The sequence below is a fragment of the Chryseobacterium sp. Marseille-Q8038 genome, assembly GCF_965111995.1.
In genome coordinates, this window is the sequence record NZ_CBCOPN010000001.1 from 224809 (window position 1) to 244480 (window position 19672).

General features: G+C 37.7%; 14 protein-coding genes. 5 read left to right on the plus strand and 9 right to left on the minus strand.

Annotated features, from left to right (window positions below):
- Nucleotides 1-170 precede the first annotated feature (170 nt).
- The 7 genes from ACWPWS_RS01035 to ACWPWS_RS01065 all read right to left on the minus strand — a co-directional run bounded on the left by ACWPWS_RS01035 (nucleotide 171) and on the right by ACWPWS_RS01065 (nucleotide 11832).
- Nucleotides 171-1634 (minus strand): RagB/SusD family nutrient uptake outer membrane protein, encoded by a 1464-nt coding sequence (locus ACWPWS_RS01035; protein ID WP_454045192.1) that lies wholly within the window; start codon nucleotides 1632-1634, stop codon nucleotides 171-173.
- A 9-nt stretch (nucleotides 1635-1643) separates the two neighbouring features.
- The gene (locus tag ACWPWS_RS01040; protein ID WP_454045193.1) at nucleotides 1644-4598 is read right to left on the minus strand and encodes a SusC/RagA family TonB-linked outer membrane protein; all 2955 of its coding nucleotides are present in this window, start codon (nucleotides 4596-4598) and stop codon (nucleotides 1644-1646) included.
- 195 nt (nucleotides 4599-4793) lie between these two features.
- A complete protein-coding gene (locus ACWPWS_RS01045; RefSeq protein ID WP_454045194.1) occupies nucleotides 4794-4943 on the minus strand; it encodes a hypothetical protein in 150 nt (49 codons plus the stop codon).
- 601 nt (nucleotides 4944-5544) lie between these two features.
- The gene (locus tag ACWPWS_RS01050) at nucleotides 5545-7014 is read right to left on the minus strand and encodes a TolC family protein (protein WP_454045195.1); all 1470 of its coding nucleotides are present in this window, start codon (nucleotides 7012-7014) and stop codon (nucleotides 5545-5547) included.
- Complete coding sequence (locus ACWPWS_RS01055; protein WP_454045196.1) at nucleotides 7007-10168, minus strand: efflux RND transporter permease subunit; 3162 nt, start codon at nucleotides 10166-10168, stop codon at nucleotides 7007-7009. Before ACWPWS_RS01055 ends, ACWPWS_RS01050 begins: the two co-directional genes overlap by 8 nt.
- 15 nt (nucleotides 10169-10183) lie before the next feature.
- The gene (locus ACWPWS_RS01060) at nucleotides 10184-11269 is read right to left on the minus strand and encodes an efflux RND transporter periplasmic adaptor subunit (protein WP_454045197.1); all 1086 of its coding nucleotides are present in this window, start codon (nucleotides 11267-11269) and stop codon (nucleotides 10184-10186) included.
- A 104-nt stretch (nucleotides 11270-11373) separates the two neighbouring features.
- Nucleotides 11374-11832 carry a hypothetical protein gene (locus tag ACWPWS_RS01065; protein WP_309512409.1) on the minus strand — a complete coding sequence of 153 codons (459 nt, stop codon included), beginning with the start codon at nucleotides 11830-11832 and terminating at the stop codon, nucleotides 11374-11376.
- Between the two features lie 193 nt (nucleotides 11833-12025).
- Between ACWPWS_RS01065 and ACWPWS_RS01070 the strand changes: the two genes are divergently transcribed.
- From ACWPWS_RS01070 to ACWPWS_RS01080, 3 genes are all read left to right on the plus strand, one after another.
- Nucleotides 12026-12937, plus strand: coding sequence for an SDR family oxidoreductase (locus ACWPWS_RS01070; protein WP_454045198.1), 912 nt, complete (start codon nucleotides 12026-12028; stop codon nucleotides 12935-12937).
- A gap of 193 nt (nucleotides 12938-13130) precedes the next feature.
- Complete coding sequence (locus ACWPWS_RS01075) at nucleotides 13131-14051, plus strand: AraC family transcriptional regulator (protein ID WP_454045199.1); 921 nt, start codon at nucleotides 13131-13133, stop codon at nucleotides 14049-14051.
- Between the two features lie 255 nt (nucleotides 14052-14306).
- Complete coding sequence (locus ACWPWS_RS01080) at nucleotides 14307-15815, plus strand: adenosine kinase (protein WP_454045200.1); 1509 nt, start codon at nucleotides 14307-14309, stop codon at nucleotides 15813-15815.
- 88 nt (nucleotides 15816-15903) lie between these two features.
- On the opposite strand, the gene ACWPWS_RS01085 is transcribed toward ACWPWS_RS01080, so the two are convergent.
- Entirely contained in the window at nucleotides 15904-17115 is a 1212-nt protein-coding gene (locus ACWPWS_RS01085; protein WP_454045201.1) for a winged helix-turn-helix domain-containing protein, read from the minus strand.
- 110 nt (nucleotides 17116-17225) lie between these two features.
- Nucleotides 17226-18173, minus strand: a complete 948-nt coding sequence (locus ACWPWS_RS01090) for a beta-1,6-N-acetylglucosaminyltransferase (RefSeq protein ID WP_209783801.1) — start codon at nucleotides 18171-18173, stop codon at nucleotides 17226-17228.
- Between the two features lie 444 nt (nucleotides 18174-18617).
- Here ACWPWS_RS01090 and ACWPWS_RS01095 point away from each other — a divergent pair, with 444 nt between their 5' ends.
- The gene (locus ACWPWS_RS01095; RefSeq protein ID WP_454045202.1) at nucleotides 18618-19334 is read left to right on the plus strand and encodes a DEAD/DEAH box helicase; all 717 of its coding nucleotides are present in this window, start codon (nucleotides 18618-18620) and stop codon (nucleotides 19332-19334) included.
- A gap of 54 nt (nucleotides 19335-19388) precedes the next feature.
- Complete coding sequence (locus ACWPWS_RS01100; RefSeq protein WP_454045203.1) at nucleotides 19389-19583, plus strand: cold-shock protein; 195 nt, start codon at nucleotides 19389-19391, stop codon at nucleotides 19581-19583.
- Nucleotides 19584-19672: the final 89 nt, after the last annotated feature.

A 19672-nucleotide genomic window follows, 5' to 3' on the forward strand; every position in this document is an offset into this window, starting at 1 on the left:
TTTTTTAATTCAATGTAAAATTTTAAGGCGCGAAAAAATCAAAGATTTTTAGCAAGTGACAGTCAAAAAAATATCAGAACCTTACCTTAGTCAATAAAAAAGGCGCCATTTACTTGTTAATGGCGCCTCGTCACTGAATATATTTGAATGTAAAATTGTTTTTTGTTTATCTACTCATTCTGCTTGATTTGTGGGTTATTATTAATCTCTTTATTAGGAATCTGGAATCTGAATTTATCCGGTGTCAGGTTAAATCTTCCAAAAGTGTGATTCGTTCCTGTGTAAACTCTTTCTAAAGGGGTGTTTAATCTTTTCATATCAAACCAGGCATAGCCTTCTCCCCAAAGTTCTATTCTCTTTTGCAGTACAATTTCATTAATCAGCGCACTACCTGATTTTACCGACAGCGTATAGGCTTTATCTCTTTTTGAGGTTATTTCGAATAATACCTGTCTGGCTTCTGACTCTCTTCCCTGTCTGGCAAGGGCTTCGGCTTGTATATAATACAGTGAGGAAGCTCTGATATAAATATAATCTCCTTCAAAAAGTGTAGGATCTTTAAACTTCCAGCTTACATAAGGTGGATAATTTTTCGTTTTTCCATTAAAAGTATACGCTGCACTCTGGCTTCCATTAAACACTTTCTTACGATAATCCGTTGCGGGAATAGCTTCGTAAAGTCTTTTGTCGATCAGCTTACGGATCTGTGCTGCTCCGGCATATCCTTCATTAGTATTATCAAACATGGAGAAGAAAGAGGCATAATAATTTCCGATACTCATCGTGGAAATCGTATTATGGAAACCCCATATTACCTCAGGATTATTGATGTTTGAAAATCCGGTTGTGGTATAATCGTCTTCCGTCATAAGAGCAACGCCCTGTTTACTTTCTTCAGCATATTGAGCGGCTTTTATGTAATCTCCTGTTTGTAAAAATACCTCAGCTGCAATTGCTTTCGCTGCTCTTTGATCTATCTGAGCTCTGGATGGGCGGGCATAGGTATCCAAAAGGCTAACAGATTCTTCTATATCTTTTTTGATCTGTACATACACCTCAGCAACTGTTGACCTCGGAAGTCCCTGGCTTGGATTATTGGCGGTAAGAACCAATGGAAGTCCTGCTTCAGACTGATGACCATTATAATCATTAGCATAAAAACGAACCAGATAAAAGTAAGAATAAGCTCTTAACGCCAGTAACTGCCCTGCAATTGCCCTGTTTTTTGCATTGGCATTTTTATCCAGGCTGTCAAGAAGTTTGTTGATCACAAATATTCTTGCATAAAAAGTGGTCCATACAATTTCTGAAGCAATGTTGCTGGCATTGGTGGCTTCATAATTATAAAACATTCCCAAATGCTGGTTGGTAGACTGGATGACATCATTGGACATCAGATCTGCACCTGCTTTGATCCCCATGATTCCGAAATCTGAGTGAACGGTAGTACCGCCGGCACCGTTGCTGCGAAGATCAAGATATACTCCGCCCAGGATTTTTTCCGGACTGTTAGAGTCATTATTCAGCTGTTCACCGGAAATATCTCCTTCCGGCAACGTATTGAGATCATTGGCACAGCTGGTCGCTATAAAACCTATGGTTACCGCTGATATAAAGTATTTTATTATTTTCATTCTGTTCTTTTAAAAATTAAGTTTAAAGCCTAAAGAAACACTTGACAGCAGAGAATATCTGTAGGAATCTGAAACTCCTGTTAGTGAAGCTCTTGGGTCATATCCTTTTCTCTTTGACCACAGATACAAATTGTTTCCTGTCAGATAGATTTTCAGACCTGATAGCCCTGCCTGCTTTGCAAAATCCTCAGGAAGCTGATAAGAAAGTGTTACATCCTGAAGGCTGATATAATCTGATTTGATCAGATAAAGTGTTGAATTTCCATTCTGGTTGGTAGCCGTAAGATCTACTCTTGGTAATGAAGCCGTAGGATTTTCCGGTGTCCAGGTTTTATCAAGATCCGTTGAATAGTTAGACCCATAGCTGTCAGAATGGAATAAGCTTCTGTAAATATCATCATAGCCATATCCTCCGAACTGATACGCAAAATTCACTGCCAGATTGAATCTCTTAAAAGTAAAATCTGTTCCGAATCCACCATACACCTTTGGAATAGCAGATTTCCCTGTGTTATAATCAGTAGCCTCTTTGTAATTATTGGTAACCGTTCTTTCTTCCTTTTGAGTGGTTGGGTTTATGGCAGTACGATACCATAAAGCGTCTCCATTTTCAGGATTTACTCCGGCAAATTCTTTAAGGAAATACGTATAACGGTCTCCACCTTCTGTAAGAATAAATAAACCGGTTACTAAACCTGTATTTCTCTGTTCGGCAGGCAATCGGGTAATCTTGTTTTTATAGTGAGTGGCATTGGCATAAAAGCTCCATTGGAATTCATCACCGCGAAGAATATCCACACTTAGATTAGCCTGAACCCCTCTGTTGGTCATATCTCCGATATTTCCATACTTCACATAAGAACCTGCATTGGAAGGTGGGAGAGGAAGCGTGTAGATCATATCCGAAACTTTCCTTTCAAAATAATCAGCATTTAAATTTATTCTGTTTTTTAACAGGGAGATTTCAAAACCGGCATTTAGGTTTTTGGAAGTTTCCCATTTCAGATCTTTATTTCCTTGTTTTTTAAGGGAGAGAACAGGCTTGTCATCCCCGAAGTTATTAATTCCATAGATATCCTGGTAGGCATAATAATCTCTGTTGGAACCACTCAATAGAATGTTGTCATTTCCCTGCTGGCCGTAAGAAGCTTTTAATTTCAGGGAATTAATCACCCTGTTATCTTTAAGAAAATCTTCTTTTGCAATATTCCATGCCAGTCCTAATCCATAGAAGTTTCCCCATCTGCTTTCAGGAGAAAAGACTGAAGAACCGTCTCTGCGTATATTGGCATTAAAGAAATATTTGCCGTCATAATTATACAATAACCTTGTAAAATAGCCTTCTACAGCATATTCATAACCGCTTCCTGACAAATCGGTAATTTTTACGGCATTGTCAAATGATTGTGAGTCAGGCAGTAGAAGCTGCTGCTTTGAACCGGAAAAACCATCATCTTTAATCTTGTTCAGCTCATGTCCTACAAGGAGATTGAAGCTGTGATTTCCCAGTTTTTTCTGATAAGTAAGCAATTGCTGATGGTTGAGCGTATATTTAAAATTAGAACCTTGTGAAATCGTTCCTCCTACAGAAGAAGAAGTTCCACCTTCCGTATTTCCAAACTGCAGGTTTCTTGTATTTTCAAGATAGGCCCCAAAGTTATAAGTAAAATCCAGCCCTTTGATGATTTCATAATTTAAACCAAGGTTGAGGTTAGTTATATTGCTGACGATCTGTGATTTATCTTTCTGAAGGTTTCCAACCGGGTTTTCAAAAACAGCATAAGATCTTGTTGCACCGTTGGGGCCCTGGCCGTCACCATAGTCGTATAAAGCATTTCCATAGCTGTCATAAAGTCTCTGGTAGTTGTTATCCCTAAGGAAAACCGGATAGAAAGGGGCAATATTTCTGGCAAACTGGAAAGGGTTGGAGAAACCGCCAGTCTCCCCAAAATCCTGTTTACTGTAAGTGTAAGACAAAGCACTGGTCAATTTTAGTTTTGAGGTGATAGCGTAGTCTACATTAGACCTGATTCCGAATCTTTCAAAACCTGAAGAAATCAAATATCCTTTATCATCCAGATAGTTAAGGGATGTATATGATTTTACCTGGTCACTATTGGCATTGATGCCTACCGTAGCTTCTCTTCTTAACGAAGGTCTGAAGAGCAGTTTCTTCCAGTTATCCTGATACAATAATTTTGCCTCGGTATTGAAAGAACCATCCTTGGAAATCAGCTGACTGAAAGGGACACTGTAAGCATTATATCCCAGTTTGCTCAGTGCAGCAAGTCCCACATCATGAGGAGAAGGGCCTGAAGGAACAGCTCCCGGTTGTTTCAATCTTGCAATTTCACCAATTCTGGCTCTGTTATAATATGCGGTATAATAATCCTGTGGAGACGTATACACGGAATAATCTTCAATAGATCTGAAATTGACCCCTGTTTTTACATCAGCTTCAATACTCAATCCTTTGCTTTTCCCTCTTTTGGTATTCACAATAATCACTCCGTTGGCTCCTCGGGAACCATATAAGGCATTGGATGAAGCATCTTCAAGAAAAGAAATACTTTCAATATCCGATGCTGCAATACTGTTCAGGTTTCCGCTGTAAGGAATACCATCCAGTACAATTAACGGATCACTGGAAGCATTGATAGAGCCTATTCCTCTCATTCTTATGGTAGGCTGGGAACCCGGCTGCCCTGAGGAAATTACCTGTACTCCCGCTACTTTTCCTCCAATTCCCTGAAGAATATTTCCGTTTTGAAGATTAGAGAGATCTTTAGCCTTCAATGACTGTACAGATCCTGTAATTTCTTCTTTTTTCTGCTTTCCAAAAGCTACCACCACCACTTCTTTGATGGAGGTTTCCTTGGAAAGACTGTCTTTACTTTGTGCAAAACCATATTCCGCGAATAGGAGTAAGGCCAATACACCAAGTTTGCATTGTTTCTTTTTCATTATATTAATCTAGGTTTAAAACTGAATTGTGTATTACTGCTGATCTCTCTGTAAGAAATAATAATTCCCTGCCTCCTTTTTCAGGGAGGATATAAGAAGTAAAATGATAAAATTTACAGGAGATGTACCCGGATGAAAGAAGCCTTAAACTCTTAGGCTTTAATTCCTACAGTAATGAATGTATCTCTTAGAAAGTTATGACATCATCATCTTGCACATCATCTCAAAGCACATGTCGTTAGAAATACAGTTGTGCTGTGAATAGGCAGGTTCTGCAGAACACTTTTGTGCAGAATCCGTTACCATAAGGGTGCATACGTAAGAATTAAAGGTATTCTTATTCATGAGAATAAAGTTTATGATTTTTTTAACTGGGTCAAAATTATTTAATAATTCATGAACCATGATAAAAAGGAGGTATGAGATAAATCATATTAGTCTACTAATTTAGTAGGTTAATAAAATGAAATCAGAATTATTTGATTTATTTTATTGGTATTCAATTGTTTGTATTATTATTTAAAATGTTAAAAAATGATAAAAAAGTTAATTTCCAGGGAGTGAATTAAAATTAACATTATAAGTCTATCTATTTTGTAGACTTTTTATTTGTTTTATAGCATTGCTAATCATAAGATCAGGCATCAGGAGCTTGATCCTGCTATCCGCTCATACTCCTCGCTCCTGGCTGAAACCACTTCCTGCTGTGGGGTAACCGCTGCTATCAGGGCTAGAATAGAATTATAAATTATGAATTATGAATGGAAGAAATATACTCAAACATCTGTGTTGATCTGTGTAATCTGTGGGAAAAATGAAAATATTCAATAGGAACGGGCTTTAGCCCGTTTACCGAAGATTAAAAAATTCATCAGGCTTCAGCCAAAACCTAAAAAAAGAAGCCTGCCTCTCGGCAGACTCCTATAAAAACAAGATTGAAAAGAATTTATTGTTTACTAATGTCCGGAACAGTCAGAGAATTCTGATCCCAGCCACCACCGAGTGCTCTGTATACTGCAACACTTGCTTTAAGCTGATTGACTTTCTTCTCTACCAGCTCAAACTTGGATTCCAGCGCATCCCGCTGAGTCAGCAAGACTTCCATATAATCGGCCCGGGCATATTTGAACAGATCGTTAGAAATATCAATAGACTTTGTTAAAGCATTCACTTCCTTTGTTTTGATATTCACACTGCTCTCCAGATTATGAATTTTAGACAACTGATTCGCTACCTCAATATAAGCTCCCAAAACAGTTTGCTCATAATGATATACCGCCTGGATTTGCTTTGCGTTGGCATTATAATAAGCCGCCTTAATTGCTCTTCTGTTGATCAGTGGAGCCGTAAGCTCTCCGGCAAGAGAAAACAGAAACGACTGAGGCTTGATGATATACAGCGGATTAAAAGCCTGTAAACCGACTCCTGCAGAAAGATCAAGAGAAGGGTAGAATCTTGCTTTAGCCACTTTGATATCAAGTTTGGCTGCTGCCAGCTCATACTCAGCCTGTTTAATATCCGGACGGTTTTCCAAAAGCTCAGAAGGTATTCCTCCGTAAACAGCTTGTGGAACAACAGAATCAAAAGAATCCTGACTTCTTTCCACAGATTGCGGAAACCTGCCCACCAGATAATTGATTTTATTTTCAGTTTCAACAATCTTTTGCTGGATGTCATACTGCATTCCCTGGGTTTTCAGAACCTGCGCTTCAAATCTTTGTACAGCCAGTTCATTGGATCTGGCATTCTTTTTTAAATCTTTGATAATCTCCAGTGCATCATTCTGAATTTTGATATTCTGATTCAAAATGACCAGTTCGTTATCCAGTGCCAGCAGCTCATAATAAGAATCTGCAATCTCTGAAATAAGATGAGTGGTCATAAAATTCTTTCCTTCAATGCTGGCAAGATACCGCTGTACCTGTGCTCTTGTAGCATTATGAAGTTTACCCCAGATATCCGTTTCCCACTGTGCCTGGGCACCTATTCCAAAGTCAAACAAAGGCTCAGGCATTTCTCTGCCGGGTTCTATTTCTGTGTTGGCTTCCATCGCTCCGATATTGGTGTAACGGCTTACTTTATCTACTCCTGCACCTGCTTTTAAACCTACAGACGGAAGATATTCACCTTTTCTGGCTTTGATTTCATTTTTAGATATTTCAATTTCCTGAAGGACAATATTCAGTTCCTGATTATTCTGAAGAGCCTGAGTAATCAGTTCCTGAAGATGCGGATCACTGAAATATTCATTCCACTTCATTTTTCCTGTATTGAGGGTATCATTTTCTGCTAAACCGTATTTTTCAGGGACGGTTTTATTTTCAGCACGCTGTTCTATTTCGATAGGTTTACAGGCAGTAAGACTTAATAAGAAGACTGCCAGACCTGCATATTGATATATTTTTCTTTTATTCATAATGGATCATGTCTTCGCTTAATGGAGATTCATCTTCGTCTTTAATCATTTTTTTACCGTCAGACCACTTGGCAAATATGTAGTAGAGCCCCGGAATTACAATTACTCCGAAAAGAGTACCTATCAGCATTCCACCCAATGAGGATGCTCCGATGGTGTGATTTCCGATGGCTCCGGCACCTCTTGCAAAAACAAGCGGAACCAATCCTGCAATAAAGGCGAAAGAAGTCATCAGAATGGGTCTGAAACGCGCTTTAGAACCTTCTACAGCGGCTTCAAGAATAGAATCTCCGGCCTGCCGTCTTTTCACGGCAAATTCTACAATAAGTACCGCATTTTTACCCAGTAGTCCGATAATCATAATCAATCCTACCTGTGCATAAATGTCATTTTCCAGTCCCATCGCTTTTAATAATAAGAAAGACCCGAAAACTCCCACCGGAAGTGAACAAAGTACCGCAAACGGAATCAGGAAACTTTCATACTGAGCCGCCAGAACCAGATACACAAACACAAGAACAACGAGGAAGACATAAATGGCTTCATTACCACGCTGTGCCTCATCATAAGACAATCCTTCCCATGCCACTTTATATCCGTGAGGTAATGTTTTTGCTGCCGTTTCATTGATAGCCTGGATAGCATCTGCTGTTGTATAACCTGCTGCCGGAAGTCCACGGATTGCGGCGGAATTGTACATGTTGTAACGGGTGATTTCATTTGGCCCCTGAGTCTTTTTCATTGTCATAAATGCCGAATAAGGAACCATTTCATCACGGTCGTTTTTCACATACAGATTCATAATATCTGTAGGAAGTCTTCTGAATTCCGGAGATGATTGTACATATACTTTAAAGAATTGTCCGAAACGGATAAAGCCCTGTTCATAGGTACTCCCGATCAGAATGTTGAGGTTGTCCATCGCTTTTCCGATAGAAACACCCTTCTGCATGGCTGCATTATTATCAAACACCAATTCATACTGGGGATAATTGGCTGCAAAGAAGGTGAACACTCCTGAAAGTTCCTTACGTTTTTTAAGCTGGGCTATGAAGTCTTTATTGGCTTTATCAAATTCCTGATAATCTGTAGTTCTGTTCAGGTCAAGAAGTCTCATAGAGAAACCTCCCGAAGATCCGAATCCCGGAACAGCGGGTGGTTCGAAGAATTCAATGGTAGCTCCCAGATCTTTTGATTTTTCTTCCAGTTCTTCCATGATTTCCTTTACAGAATGTTCACGGTCGTTCCAGCTTTTAAGGTTAATCAAACAGGTTCCGGCATTGGAACCACGGCCTTCCGTCATGATTTCATATCCTGCCAGTGAGGATACAGATTCCACTCCGTCTACTCCCATACAGATTTTCTGTAATGTTCTGGAAACCTTATTGGTTTGTTCCAGCGTAGAACCCGGAGGAGTCTGGATAATGGCATAGATGGTTCCCTGGTCTTCATTCGGAATAAATCCACCCGGAAGTACTTTATTAATCATAACAATTCCGGCACAGAAAGCAATCAGGATTCCCCATGTGACTACCTTTCGGCTTACGATTTTTCTAAGGAATGAAGCGTATTTTCCTGTTACTTTATCAAATGCTCCGTTAAAAGAATCTAACGCTTTGGTGAAAATATTTACTTTTTTAGGCTTTCCATGATGGTTTTTCAATAACATTGCTGCCAAAACCGGAGTCAGTGTAAGCGCTACTACCGCTGAAATCACAATAGAACTTGCCATGGTAATAGAAAATTGACGGTAGAAAGTTCCCACAGGACCCGTCATAAAGGAAATAGGAATAAACACAGCCACCATTACGGCTGTAATCGCAATAATAGCACCTGCAATTTCACCCATTACTTCTTTTACGGCTTTATAAGGCGAGATATTACTGTCTTCCATTTTAGCGTGAACGGCTTCTATCACTACAATCGCGTTATCCACCACAATACCGATTGCCAATACCAGTGCGAAAAGGGTAACAAGGTTAATGGTTAATCCGAAGAACTGGATGACAAAGAAAGTTCCAATCAAAGAAACCGGTACCGCAATAATAGGAATCAGCGTAGAACGCCAGTCGCCAAGGAAAATGAAAACCACAATAGCTACAAGGATAAATGCATCTCTCAAGGTATGCATTACCTGTTCTATAGACGCATCCAGGAATTGCGACACGTCATAACTGATTTTATAATCAACACCCGGAGGAAAGTTTCCTTTCATCTCTGCAAGCTTTGCCTTTACATCTCTGATCACGTCATTGGCATTACTTCCGTAGTTTTGTTTTAAAACGATAGACGCAGAAGGATGCCCGTCAAGATTGGAATAAATATCAAAGAATTCACTTCCCAATTCTACTTTGGCAATATCTTTCAGTTTCACATTTTCTCCTTCTGCATTGGAACGTACAATGATATTTTCATACTCTTCCGGTTTGTTGTACTGCCCTTTATAGGTCAATACATATTCCAGAGACTGTGCTGCAATACCGGAACTCTGTCCGATTCTTCCCGGACGGCCAATGATACTTTGCTCACCAATAGCCTTCATCACCTCATCTACAGAAATAGAATACGCACGCATACGGTCAGGATTCAGCCAGATACGCATGGCATATCTTCGGCTACCCAGAATCTGAGACTTTGCAATCCCGTGGATACGGTTGATTTCCGGGATGATATTCACCATAGAGTAGTTGTACAGGAATTTTTCATCCATACTTTTATTCGTACTGTAGAGATTCACGTACATCAGCATACTTGGCTGAATCGGGTTTACAACCACTCCTTCTTTCTGTACAAGCTCCGGTAGTAGAGGCATTACCTGATCTACTCTTGTTTTTACCAGAACTACGGCCTCATTGGGATCGGTTCCCGGATCAAAGACAACATTTACAGTAGCTTCTCCGGCACTGGTAGCGTCGGTAGTGATATAACGCATTCCCTGAACTCCATTGATGGCATTTTCAATTGTAATCAGAGATGATTTTACCAATACATCTGCACTTGCACCCGGATAGGCAATGGAAACGGCTACTGTGGTAGGGGCAATTTTAGGAAACTGCTCTGTAGGAAGCTGTTTCATGGCGATACCTCCCATAAACAGGATAACAACCGATATTACGATAGCGAAAACCGGTCGGTGTATTACTTTTTTAAACATAATGCTGTTTTTGGGTTACTCGGCGTACAGATCCAGATTCGACATTACTTTTTCAGGTTTTTGGTATTTTGAACCAATCTTCTGGTTTTCCTGAACCATTCTAAGCCCTTCCAGCAAGATTCTGTCATCCTTTCCAAGCCCGGAAGAAACTACATAAATGTGTGGCAGCTCAGCAGCAACTTTTATTTCTCTTGCATGCACTTTGTTGTCTCTGCCAATCACATAGACATATTTCTTTTCCAGTTCTTCAAAAGTGGCTTTCTGAGGAATCATCATGGCATTGGCATAAGGTGAAGTAATGACAATATTCCCGGTTTCTCCGTATCTTAACAGCCCTTTAGGGTTGGGAAATGTAGCTCTGTAGGCAATATTCCCTGTTTCATTGTCAAAATCAGACTCTATGGTTTGTACCACACCGTCTTGAGTGAATTCTTTGCCATTGGCCATTCTCAGACGTACATGCATTGGGTTGTTATCCTTTTTAGCATCCATCTGGTTAAGATATTCTGCTTCCGGTACATTGAAATATACCCACATTTTGCTGTTGTCGGAAAGTTCCGTTACAAGTTCACCTTCGTCTACAAGGCTTCCCTTTCTTACATGTAATTTTCCTACAATTCCGGTAAAAGGAGCGCGGATTTCGGTGAATCTCAAATGGGTATTCATTGAAGCAAGTTCAGCCTGGGCTTTTTCATATTTTGCTTTGGCCATTGCCATTTCCTGAGGAGCAACGATGTCTTTGTCAGAAAGGTTTTTGGTATTCTGATATTCAATCTGTGCATATTTAGACTCTGCTTTGGCGCGGTTTACATCCGATTCATATAGGTTAGGCATAATTTTGAACATCAGCTGCCCTTTTTGTACGAATTGCCCTTCATCTACATAAATAGACTGAATATATCCTTTTTCCTGGGCACGAAGCTCAATATGATTAATAGAACGGATTTGTGCAACATAATCTTTGTTAACCAAAGTATCTTTTATAAGCGGGCTTGTAACGTTGAATGACGCTGCTTCTGCTTTTTCCTTTTTTTCAGATTGACAGCCTGCAAACAAGAAAATAAGGCACAAGTTGATATACATGAGACTTTTCTTGACCATGATAAATTTTGTTTTTATAATAATTTATAATTGAAAAAATAGAGTTACCTGCTCTCAAATAGGATTTGAAAGCATATAAGGTTTTCGAAAAAATTACTATAAAATCACAGTCTGATGACCCTGTACTGGATGTACAGATCATCATCTAAAGGCTTTAAGTGTTCGGATTGAGCGAGTGAAACAGCGATTTGTCTGTCGTGAAATGTAGTGACAAAACCTGAGATCAGATGCCAGAAACCATCTTTGAAAAGAGCGAGAAGCTCAGTAGAACCGGATGTTTCTACATTGTCGTCATTTTCGTTGTCGTTTTCAGAAAGATTAGCTCTGATTTTGTTGTAGCGGGGATGGCTGACATTGTAAGCATCATTGGCCTCATGATTTTTAAGAAAGGCAAAAGATGCTTTGAAGCTTTTATTCTGATGAACAAGAAGATCAGTGGTAAAATGAAGTTCGGAAGAAATATCTGTTGAAATATACTGCTGGATTTGTCCATAGTACCAACCTAAAACGGTAAGCAATGCAAATAACAAGCTGTACAAATATTGATGAAATCTTTTCCGCATCCCAGAGGCAAAGGTAGGTAAAGTTCAAAATAGGTGCAACCGTTATAGATTAAAAAAGTGTTAAAAAGTGTTCTGTTTACCGAAAAGATACATCTATTTATCAAGTTTCCTTTTTTGGCTAAGAAGAAGATAGATCCGGTGAAGTCATCTTTACAGGTATTTCAGAATTTTGCTCTAACAAAAAATTATAGAAATGAATATTGTTTTAACAGGTTCCATCGGGAACATCGGAAAACCCCTTACAGAAGAGCTTATACACAAAGGACACTCGGTAACAGTGATAAGCAGTACTGTAGAAAGAATGTCAGCTATAGAAGCATTGGGAGCAAAAGCGGCGATAGGCAGTATGTTTGATCCTGATTTTCTTACTGATGCATTTACAGGGGCAGATATTGTTTATTTAATGGAGACCATGGAAGCAGCAGGAGATTTTTTTGATAAAGATGTTGATTTTATTGGAAAGATCTGCGAAATTGGCCACCATTACAAAACAGCTGTGGAGCGCTCAGGAGTGAAGAAAATTATCCACCTCAGCAGTATTGGAGCTCACACGGATAATGGGACGGGGATTATCGTGTTTCATCATCATGTAGAACAGATTCTGAAGCAGCTTTCGGATGAAATTGCCATCAAATTTATTCGTCCGGTAAGCATTTATTTCAATATGTTTTCATTCATCAGTACGATTAAAAACAAAGGTACTATTATTTCCAATTGGGGAGGAGATCAGAAAGAACCGTGGGTTTCTCCATTAGATATTGCGGCTGTTATTGCAGAAGAAACTGAAAAACCATTTGAAGGAAGAACAGTTCGTTACGTAGCAAGTGATGAAGTTTCTCCTAATGAAATTGCGAAAGCTTTGGGGAACTCAATCGGCAAGCCGGATCTTCAGTGGAAGGTGATCTCAGATCAGGAATTATTGAAAAGCTGGCTTGATATGGGCTTTAATGAGCAGGTGGCTAAAGGTTTTGTAGAAACTCAGGCCGCTCAGGGAAGCGGGATTCTGTATGAAGATTATGATGAGTATCAACCTGTTTTGGGAAAAGTAAAACTGGCCGACTTTGCAAAAGAATTTGCTGAGGTCTATCAAAATGATGAAGTGTAAATAGTGAACCACAAAAGTCACAAAAGAAGTAAATATTTAATTAAAAAAAAAGAGAAAATTTTGACGTAGAGAAGTTCAAATAAGTTTTGAAAATAATAGTATTAACGTAAATATTTGTGAAAACCTGTGTCATCTGTGGGAAAAAACTCTACAACAAAAGTTTACTGCAAAAACAATTTGTAATTTTATAGATATGGAAAGACGGGCTATCAAAAGAATAAAAACCATTACGGAATTTCACCGTTCAAGAGGGCTGAATCCTCCTGAACATCCATTGATCAGTGTCATCGATTATAAGGATGTAAAGCGGCCTGCCGACATTGGTGAAGTCAATTGGATGCTGGGTTTTTACCAGATTTCTTTAAAAATAGGAATGAATGGCAAACTGAAATATGGCCAGCAGGAGTATGATTTTGATGAAGGAACCCTGTTTTTTATTTCTCCCAACCAGGTTTTCAGGATTGAAGCGGATTCCGGTCCGAAAGAAAAACAATCCGGCTGGATGCTGTTAATTCACCCTGATTTTCTGTGGCATACTTCACTTGCCAAAATCATAAAGCAGTATGATTTTTTTGATTATTCAGTGAATGAAGCTTTATTTCTTTCAAAAAAAGAAGAGCTTACCATCAATGGAATTATAGAAAATATTGAGCAGGAGTATCATTCGATGATCGATAAATTCAGTCAGAATATTATTATTTCACACATTGAAACATTGCTCAATTATTCCGAAAGGTTCTACGAACGGCAGTTTATCACCAGAAAAATAACCAACCATACCATTCTGAATCGTTTAGAAGTTATGCTGGATGATTATTTCAATGATAATGATCTGGTGTCAAAAAGATTACCTACCGTGCAGTTTGTTGCAGATCATCTTGGAATTTCTCCCAATTATTTAAGTCGTATGTTAAGAACGCTTACCGGTCAGAGTACCCAGCAGTTTATTCATGATAAACTGATTGAAAAAGCAAAAGAAAAGCTTTCTACCACAGATTTATCGGTAAGTGAGATTGCTTATGAGCTCGGTTTTGAACATCCACAGTCTTTTACCAAATTGTTTAAAAATAAAACCCATCTTTCTCCATTGGAGTTCAGAACTTCTTTTCAGTAAAGAATTCGGAGATGGTTTCTTTGTTTCTCATGATTGAATGTTGTCCTTAAAAATTCCGTCACAATTGGCGCACCTCACACCCTGTAAGTGAGGCCGATCAGAAAACAATTAAAGCATAATAATTACCTGAGGATTTTAATAAAATTAATATTATTTTTGAAATAGCTTTATTTTGCACAATTTTTGCTGTAAAAAGCTACTTTTTAACGGTTAAAAATATAACCGATAGTACAAAAAACTCCTCCAATATTTATTATGATGAAAAAATACCTTATTTATATATCACTTTTAGGCTCACCTCTATTTTGGGGACAAACTAAAGTGACGGAAAAATCTGTCTATCAACAGAAATGGGCATCGTCTGAGAAGGAAAATGAGGCGATGGCCTTTGATGCTGATATAAAATTATCGGATACGGAAATCACTTTGGATAAGAAAATATTCCAGGTCCGCAAACAGTTTCTCAGTGATACGGAAAAGAAAAAAATATCTTTATATAACAGCTCTTTTAATGAAATTAAGCCGTTAATTGAAAGCAGCAAATTGTTTGAACTCCTTCAGACTATGCCGAAAGGAGGTTTGCTGCATACCCACAGTGGAGGAATAACAGATGTGAAATGGATCATTTCGGCCGCCAGAAAATATCAGGAATGTTATGTGTATGATCAGAAAGATAATGATCAGTTCATTTTCGGACAGCTGGCTTTTTTTGAAAAAGGAAAAGTTCCGAACGGATTTGTAAGTCTTGATAAAAAGTTGACCTCAACTCCTGATTTTGAAAAGGAACTCCAGGATCTTCTTACACTGAAACGTGACAATCTTTGCTCTTATACAGATTATTGGATTGAATTTGAAAAACGTTTTAAGAGGATCAGTCTGCTGCTTCCGTACCGTCCTTTCTTTAAAGAATATTATCTGAAAGGATTTAAAGATCTTATAAAAGATAAAGTACAGCACGTAGAAATCAGGTATATCTTTGATGAACTTTATGATTTTCAGCATGGGAAATATACTTTGAAAACTTCCATCACAGATCTGAAGGATATTCTTAAAGAAATACACCAGTCAGATCCGCAGTTCACCCTTAAACTGATCTATTCAAGTTTTAAATTCTTAGATAATGAAAGTATTGGAAAACAGCTGGAAACAGCATTTGAACTGAAGAAAGAATTTCCGGATATGATCTCAGGATTTGATCTTGTGGCAGATGAAGCGGCAGGGCACAACATCAGTTTTTTTGAGAAAAGCTGGACAAAACTGGATGAACTTCATAAAAAGTATGGAGTAGAGCTTCCTCTCTACCTTCATGCCGGAGAAAGCAGCTCTATCCTGAATAAAAATGTTTTGGATGTAGCGCTGTTAAACAATAAAAGAATTGGGCACGGATTGAATCTGATTTATTTTCCCAAAACAATGGAACAAATCAGAAAACAGAATAAACTGGTTGAAGTAAGTCCGATCAGTAATCAGATCTTAGGATATGTAAGTGACCTGAGAAATCATCCTGCAAGGGTTTTACTGAGCAATGGAATACAATGCTCCATCAGCAGTGATGATCCTTCCGTTTATGGATATACAGGGCTCAGCTACGATTTCTGGGTAACGCAGGTATATTGGGATCTGGATTTAAAAGCCTTGAAGAAACTGGTTTTCAATTCCATTAATTATTCTTCTATGAATGACGGTGAGAAAAAGAAAGCACTCACGTACCTGAACCAGCAATGGGATGATTTTGTTCAGAAAACAAATCAGAAATTAAACTAATCGGGATCACCCTGGTAAAAATAAAATCGCATTATTGAGCTCAATAATGCGATTTGTCTTTTAATAGAAACATTCAGATAAGCAGCTATTACTTTTTAAACTTTAATCCGGACAATTCTTTTTTCACGGGAGCATTCAGTTTTGATGGACTTACTTTTGTCAAAGTCAAAGATTCACAGCCATTAAAAACAGCAAAACGTTTTATAGTTTCTGCGAAAGGTTTTAGCCACAATTCAATATCCAAAGTATTGTTTTCAATATGTAAATGAATGAGCTCCAGTTTTTTTTCTTTTCTGTGGGCTTTGCAGTCAACTCTTCCTATGAACTGGTCACCATACAGAATGGGCAGACAGAAATAACCGTATTGTCTTTTTTCTTTTGGCGTATAACATTCCAGCCGGAAATCAAAATCAAAAATCTGCCTGATTCTATCCCGATGGATAATAGAATTGTCAAATGGAGACAGCAGATGTATATTGGAATCTTTCAGATCAAATGTCTTTTCAAAAACATCATTCTGAATAAAAGCAGAAGAGAGTCCTTCTATTTTAACCTGAGATATTTCCCCTTTATCCAGCATAGTTTTTAAAACGGTATTGACATCCTTTTTTAAGTCGTTTCCTTTCCGAAGATGAGTAATCTGTTTTACCGTCGTCAATCCATAGGAACGCAGATTGGTTTTTACCAGATATTCTGCAAACTCAAGTGGAGTAGGTTCCGTGGTATCAATAAAAGAAGGCAGAACCCTTTCAGCGAGATCATATGTTTTCTGCATTCCGGAACGTCCGCTGATCATCAGATCTCCCTGCATGAAAAGTCTTTCCAGCGCTAATTTGGCAGGCTTCCAATTCCACCAGCTTCCGGCTTTATGGCTTTCATTTTCAAAATCTCTTGCTCTTTTAGGTCCTTCATTGCGGATAGTGTCCATGACATATTCCATCACTTTAGGATCTGCATTGTAGTAACGGGATTCTCCTCTTTTGATCGTCAGCATTTGGGGTAAAACATACCGGAAGTCCTGCATGGGAAGATAGGAAGCAGCATGGAACCAATATTCAAATACTTTACGGTCTTCCACCAGTTCTTCCAGATAATCTGTCTGAAAGTCTGGGATTCTTGTCCAAAGCGTATGATGATGGGCTCGTTCCACCATCGATAAAGTATCAATCTGAATATATCCAAGATGTTCCACGGCATTCAAAACTGCAGTTTTTCCAGTTCCGAACGGCGTACTTTGTATTAATCCCTGACAGTCTAAAGTGGCAAGCTTTATATGTTCCGGAGTCAGCTTCTTTTCCATATTGTAATTCCAAGAAAACAGGTTTTATGATGTTTTTTCAAATATAATGATTTAGCAGAAAAGCATTACAGAGTATCTGTCTTAAGTATATTGGGGATGAAGTTCAAAAATCAGTTGTTTTGACGGTTATTTCTTTTCAATTCTCTTTCTACTTCATTTACATAAGGAAGGGGAGTAAGATAGCTGTCTTCAATGTATTTTCTGATACTTTCATCTGTTTTTTTGTTAACCTTTCTGATGAAAAGCTGATTGCCGGATTTTAATGATTGAATATAATTGAATGTATTCTGGGTATTTTGAAAAAAGGAGGTTTCAAGTACCGCTCTTTTATCATCATTGACAATAATATCATTGAATGATGTATTCATAAGAACAGTCTGGAAAAATGAATCTGCAGGTAAAAAAGTATGAAGATAATAGTCTTCAAAATCCATTACAGTTTTGTTGTTTGTTAAAAATAAGCAGGTTTCTCTTGTAAACATAAACCATTTGCCACCTATATAGGGTATTACATTTTTCATAAAAGATCTTTTGTAGATGAAAGATGAAATAACATAAGCCAATTCTGTAAAGTGATTTTGTATTCTTTGCAGCGTGTCTGGTCTGTAAAACTTCTGATCATAATAAAAAAGATAATTCCTGCCTTTATTGGTGGTAAGAAATTTACGGATAATATTTTGTGATTTCAGTGGATAATCTTCACCGCTCAGATTAATAAAATAATCCCATTCTTTGCTTACATTCAGGAGGAATTCCATAGCGTTCAATTCTGCCTGAACGATGTTGAAACCTCCCGAAACTATATTTATACTGTCCAGAATATAAACATTGGGAAAATGAACGATATAAAGCTGTATTTCTTCAATGAACTCTTGTTTTGCTTTTTTATCAATATGGATAAGATAAAACTGATCCCTGGTATAGATCTTCTGAAACATATTTTTAAATATTTCAGGTTTATGATGTATCATAATGAAATAAGCAATTCTTACATGAAGACCTGTATGGGACTCTAATGTTCTGGGGGAAGGGCTGGGTAAGGGAAAAGAAGTTTGCATATTCCGGAGTTTAAAATCATCCGCGTCAGCAAACAATTCGTTTAATTTGCAGAAGGTACGAATAAATTTTTGATAATCAGTTAATTATATAAGGTGGTGTTCATTTTTTTTATTGTAGGTTTGCAGAACATTTATAAAAACAGGTCACTGCCTTTGCTATTCTGTCATAGTTTAAAATCACTTTTTTCTTTCAGTTTTGCTTTTTCAGCTACCAATTTATAGCCTTTGTTTTCATAATGGAAATAAGAGATTATAAAGTTCTATTGTAGATAAGAGCGACACGTTATTGCCGGGCCATCCGTAATATAGATAAAAATATTATTGTAGCTGAGGCAAGAGAAAGATGAACAGAAAAGAATACTCTTTTGTTTGTCATTATAATACACCGATTCAAATTCTGATCAACAGATTTGTTTTAAGATACCGGGAACGCCGGAATTTATAATGAATTTTAAAAATTTAAATCTAATTAATCCTATTATCCGTGCAGTGACAGAAGCCGGATATTCCAGACCTACTGAAATACAGTACTCTGCAATTCCGCATATTTTGACAGGAAGAGATATTGTAGTGTCTGCACAGACAGGTGCTGGAAAAACAGCTGCATTTGCTATGCCTATTTTACAGTTGCTGAAAAGACAAACTCCGGATCATAAAGAAATACGAACTTTAATACTTACACCAACTCAGGAACTGGCCATACAGATAGAAGAGAATTTTAAAATCTACAGTAAATATTTACCATTGTCTCTGCTTTCTGTTTATGAAGGGGTTTCCATTGGTAGCCATCTTGCAGCACTAAGAAAAAGAGTAGATATTCTTGTGGCAACACCCGGAGGATTGCTTGATGTAGAAAATCAGAGACATATTGATCTTTCTAAAATTGAGCTGTTTGTTTTAGATGATACCGATAAAATGCTTGATATGGGACTCACTAATCATATAAAAAAAATATTGAATCTGGTTTCTCATAGAAGACAAAACCTGCTTTTTTCTGCTACAATGCCGGGAAGTTTAAAATATTTCGCCAAAACAATCCTGAACAATCCTGTAGAGATTATTGCAGATCCTGCATCTTCAATACCACAAACGGTGAAACTCCCGGATCTTAAAAATATTCAACCGCTGATAGGAAACACAATGCCTGTCAGTATATCATAAATAAAATCTGTAACGTTTACAGATTATAATACACAATTTTTAATAACAATTACAATGCAAGAAGGCACCGTAAAATTTTTTAATGAAGCAAAAGGCTTCGGTTTTATTACTCCGGCAGACGGAAGTAAAGACATATTTGTACATTCTTCAGGATTAAACACAAGAGTAATCCGCGAGAATGATAAAGTAGCTTTTGATATACAAAAAAGTGATAAAGGTTTAAATGCTGTTAACGTAAAGTTAGCTTAATTTAAAATCTTAATTGCAGGTATATTAGAAAAATATTTTTGCCATATCAGGTCTCATATTTTTATAAGTTCAAAATTTCATGGAACTTA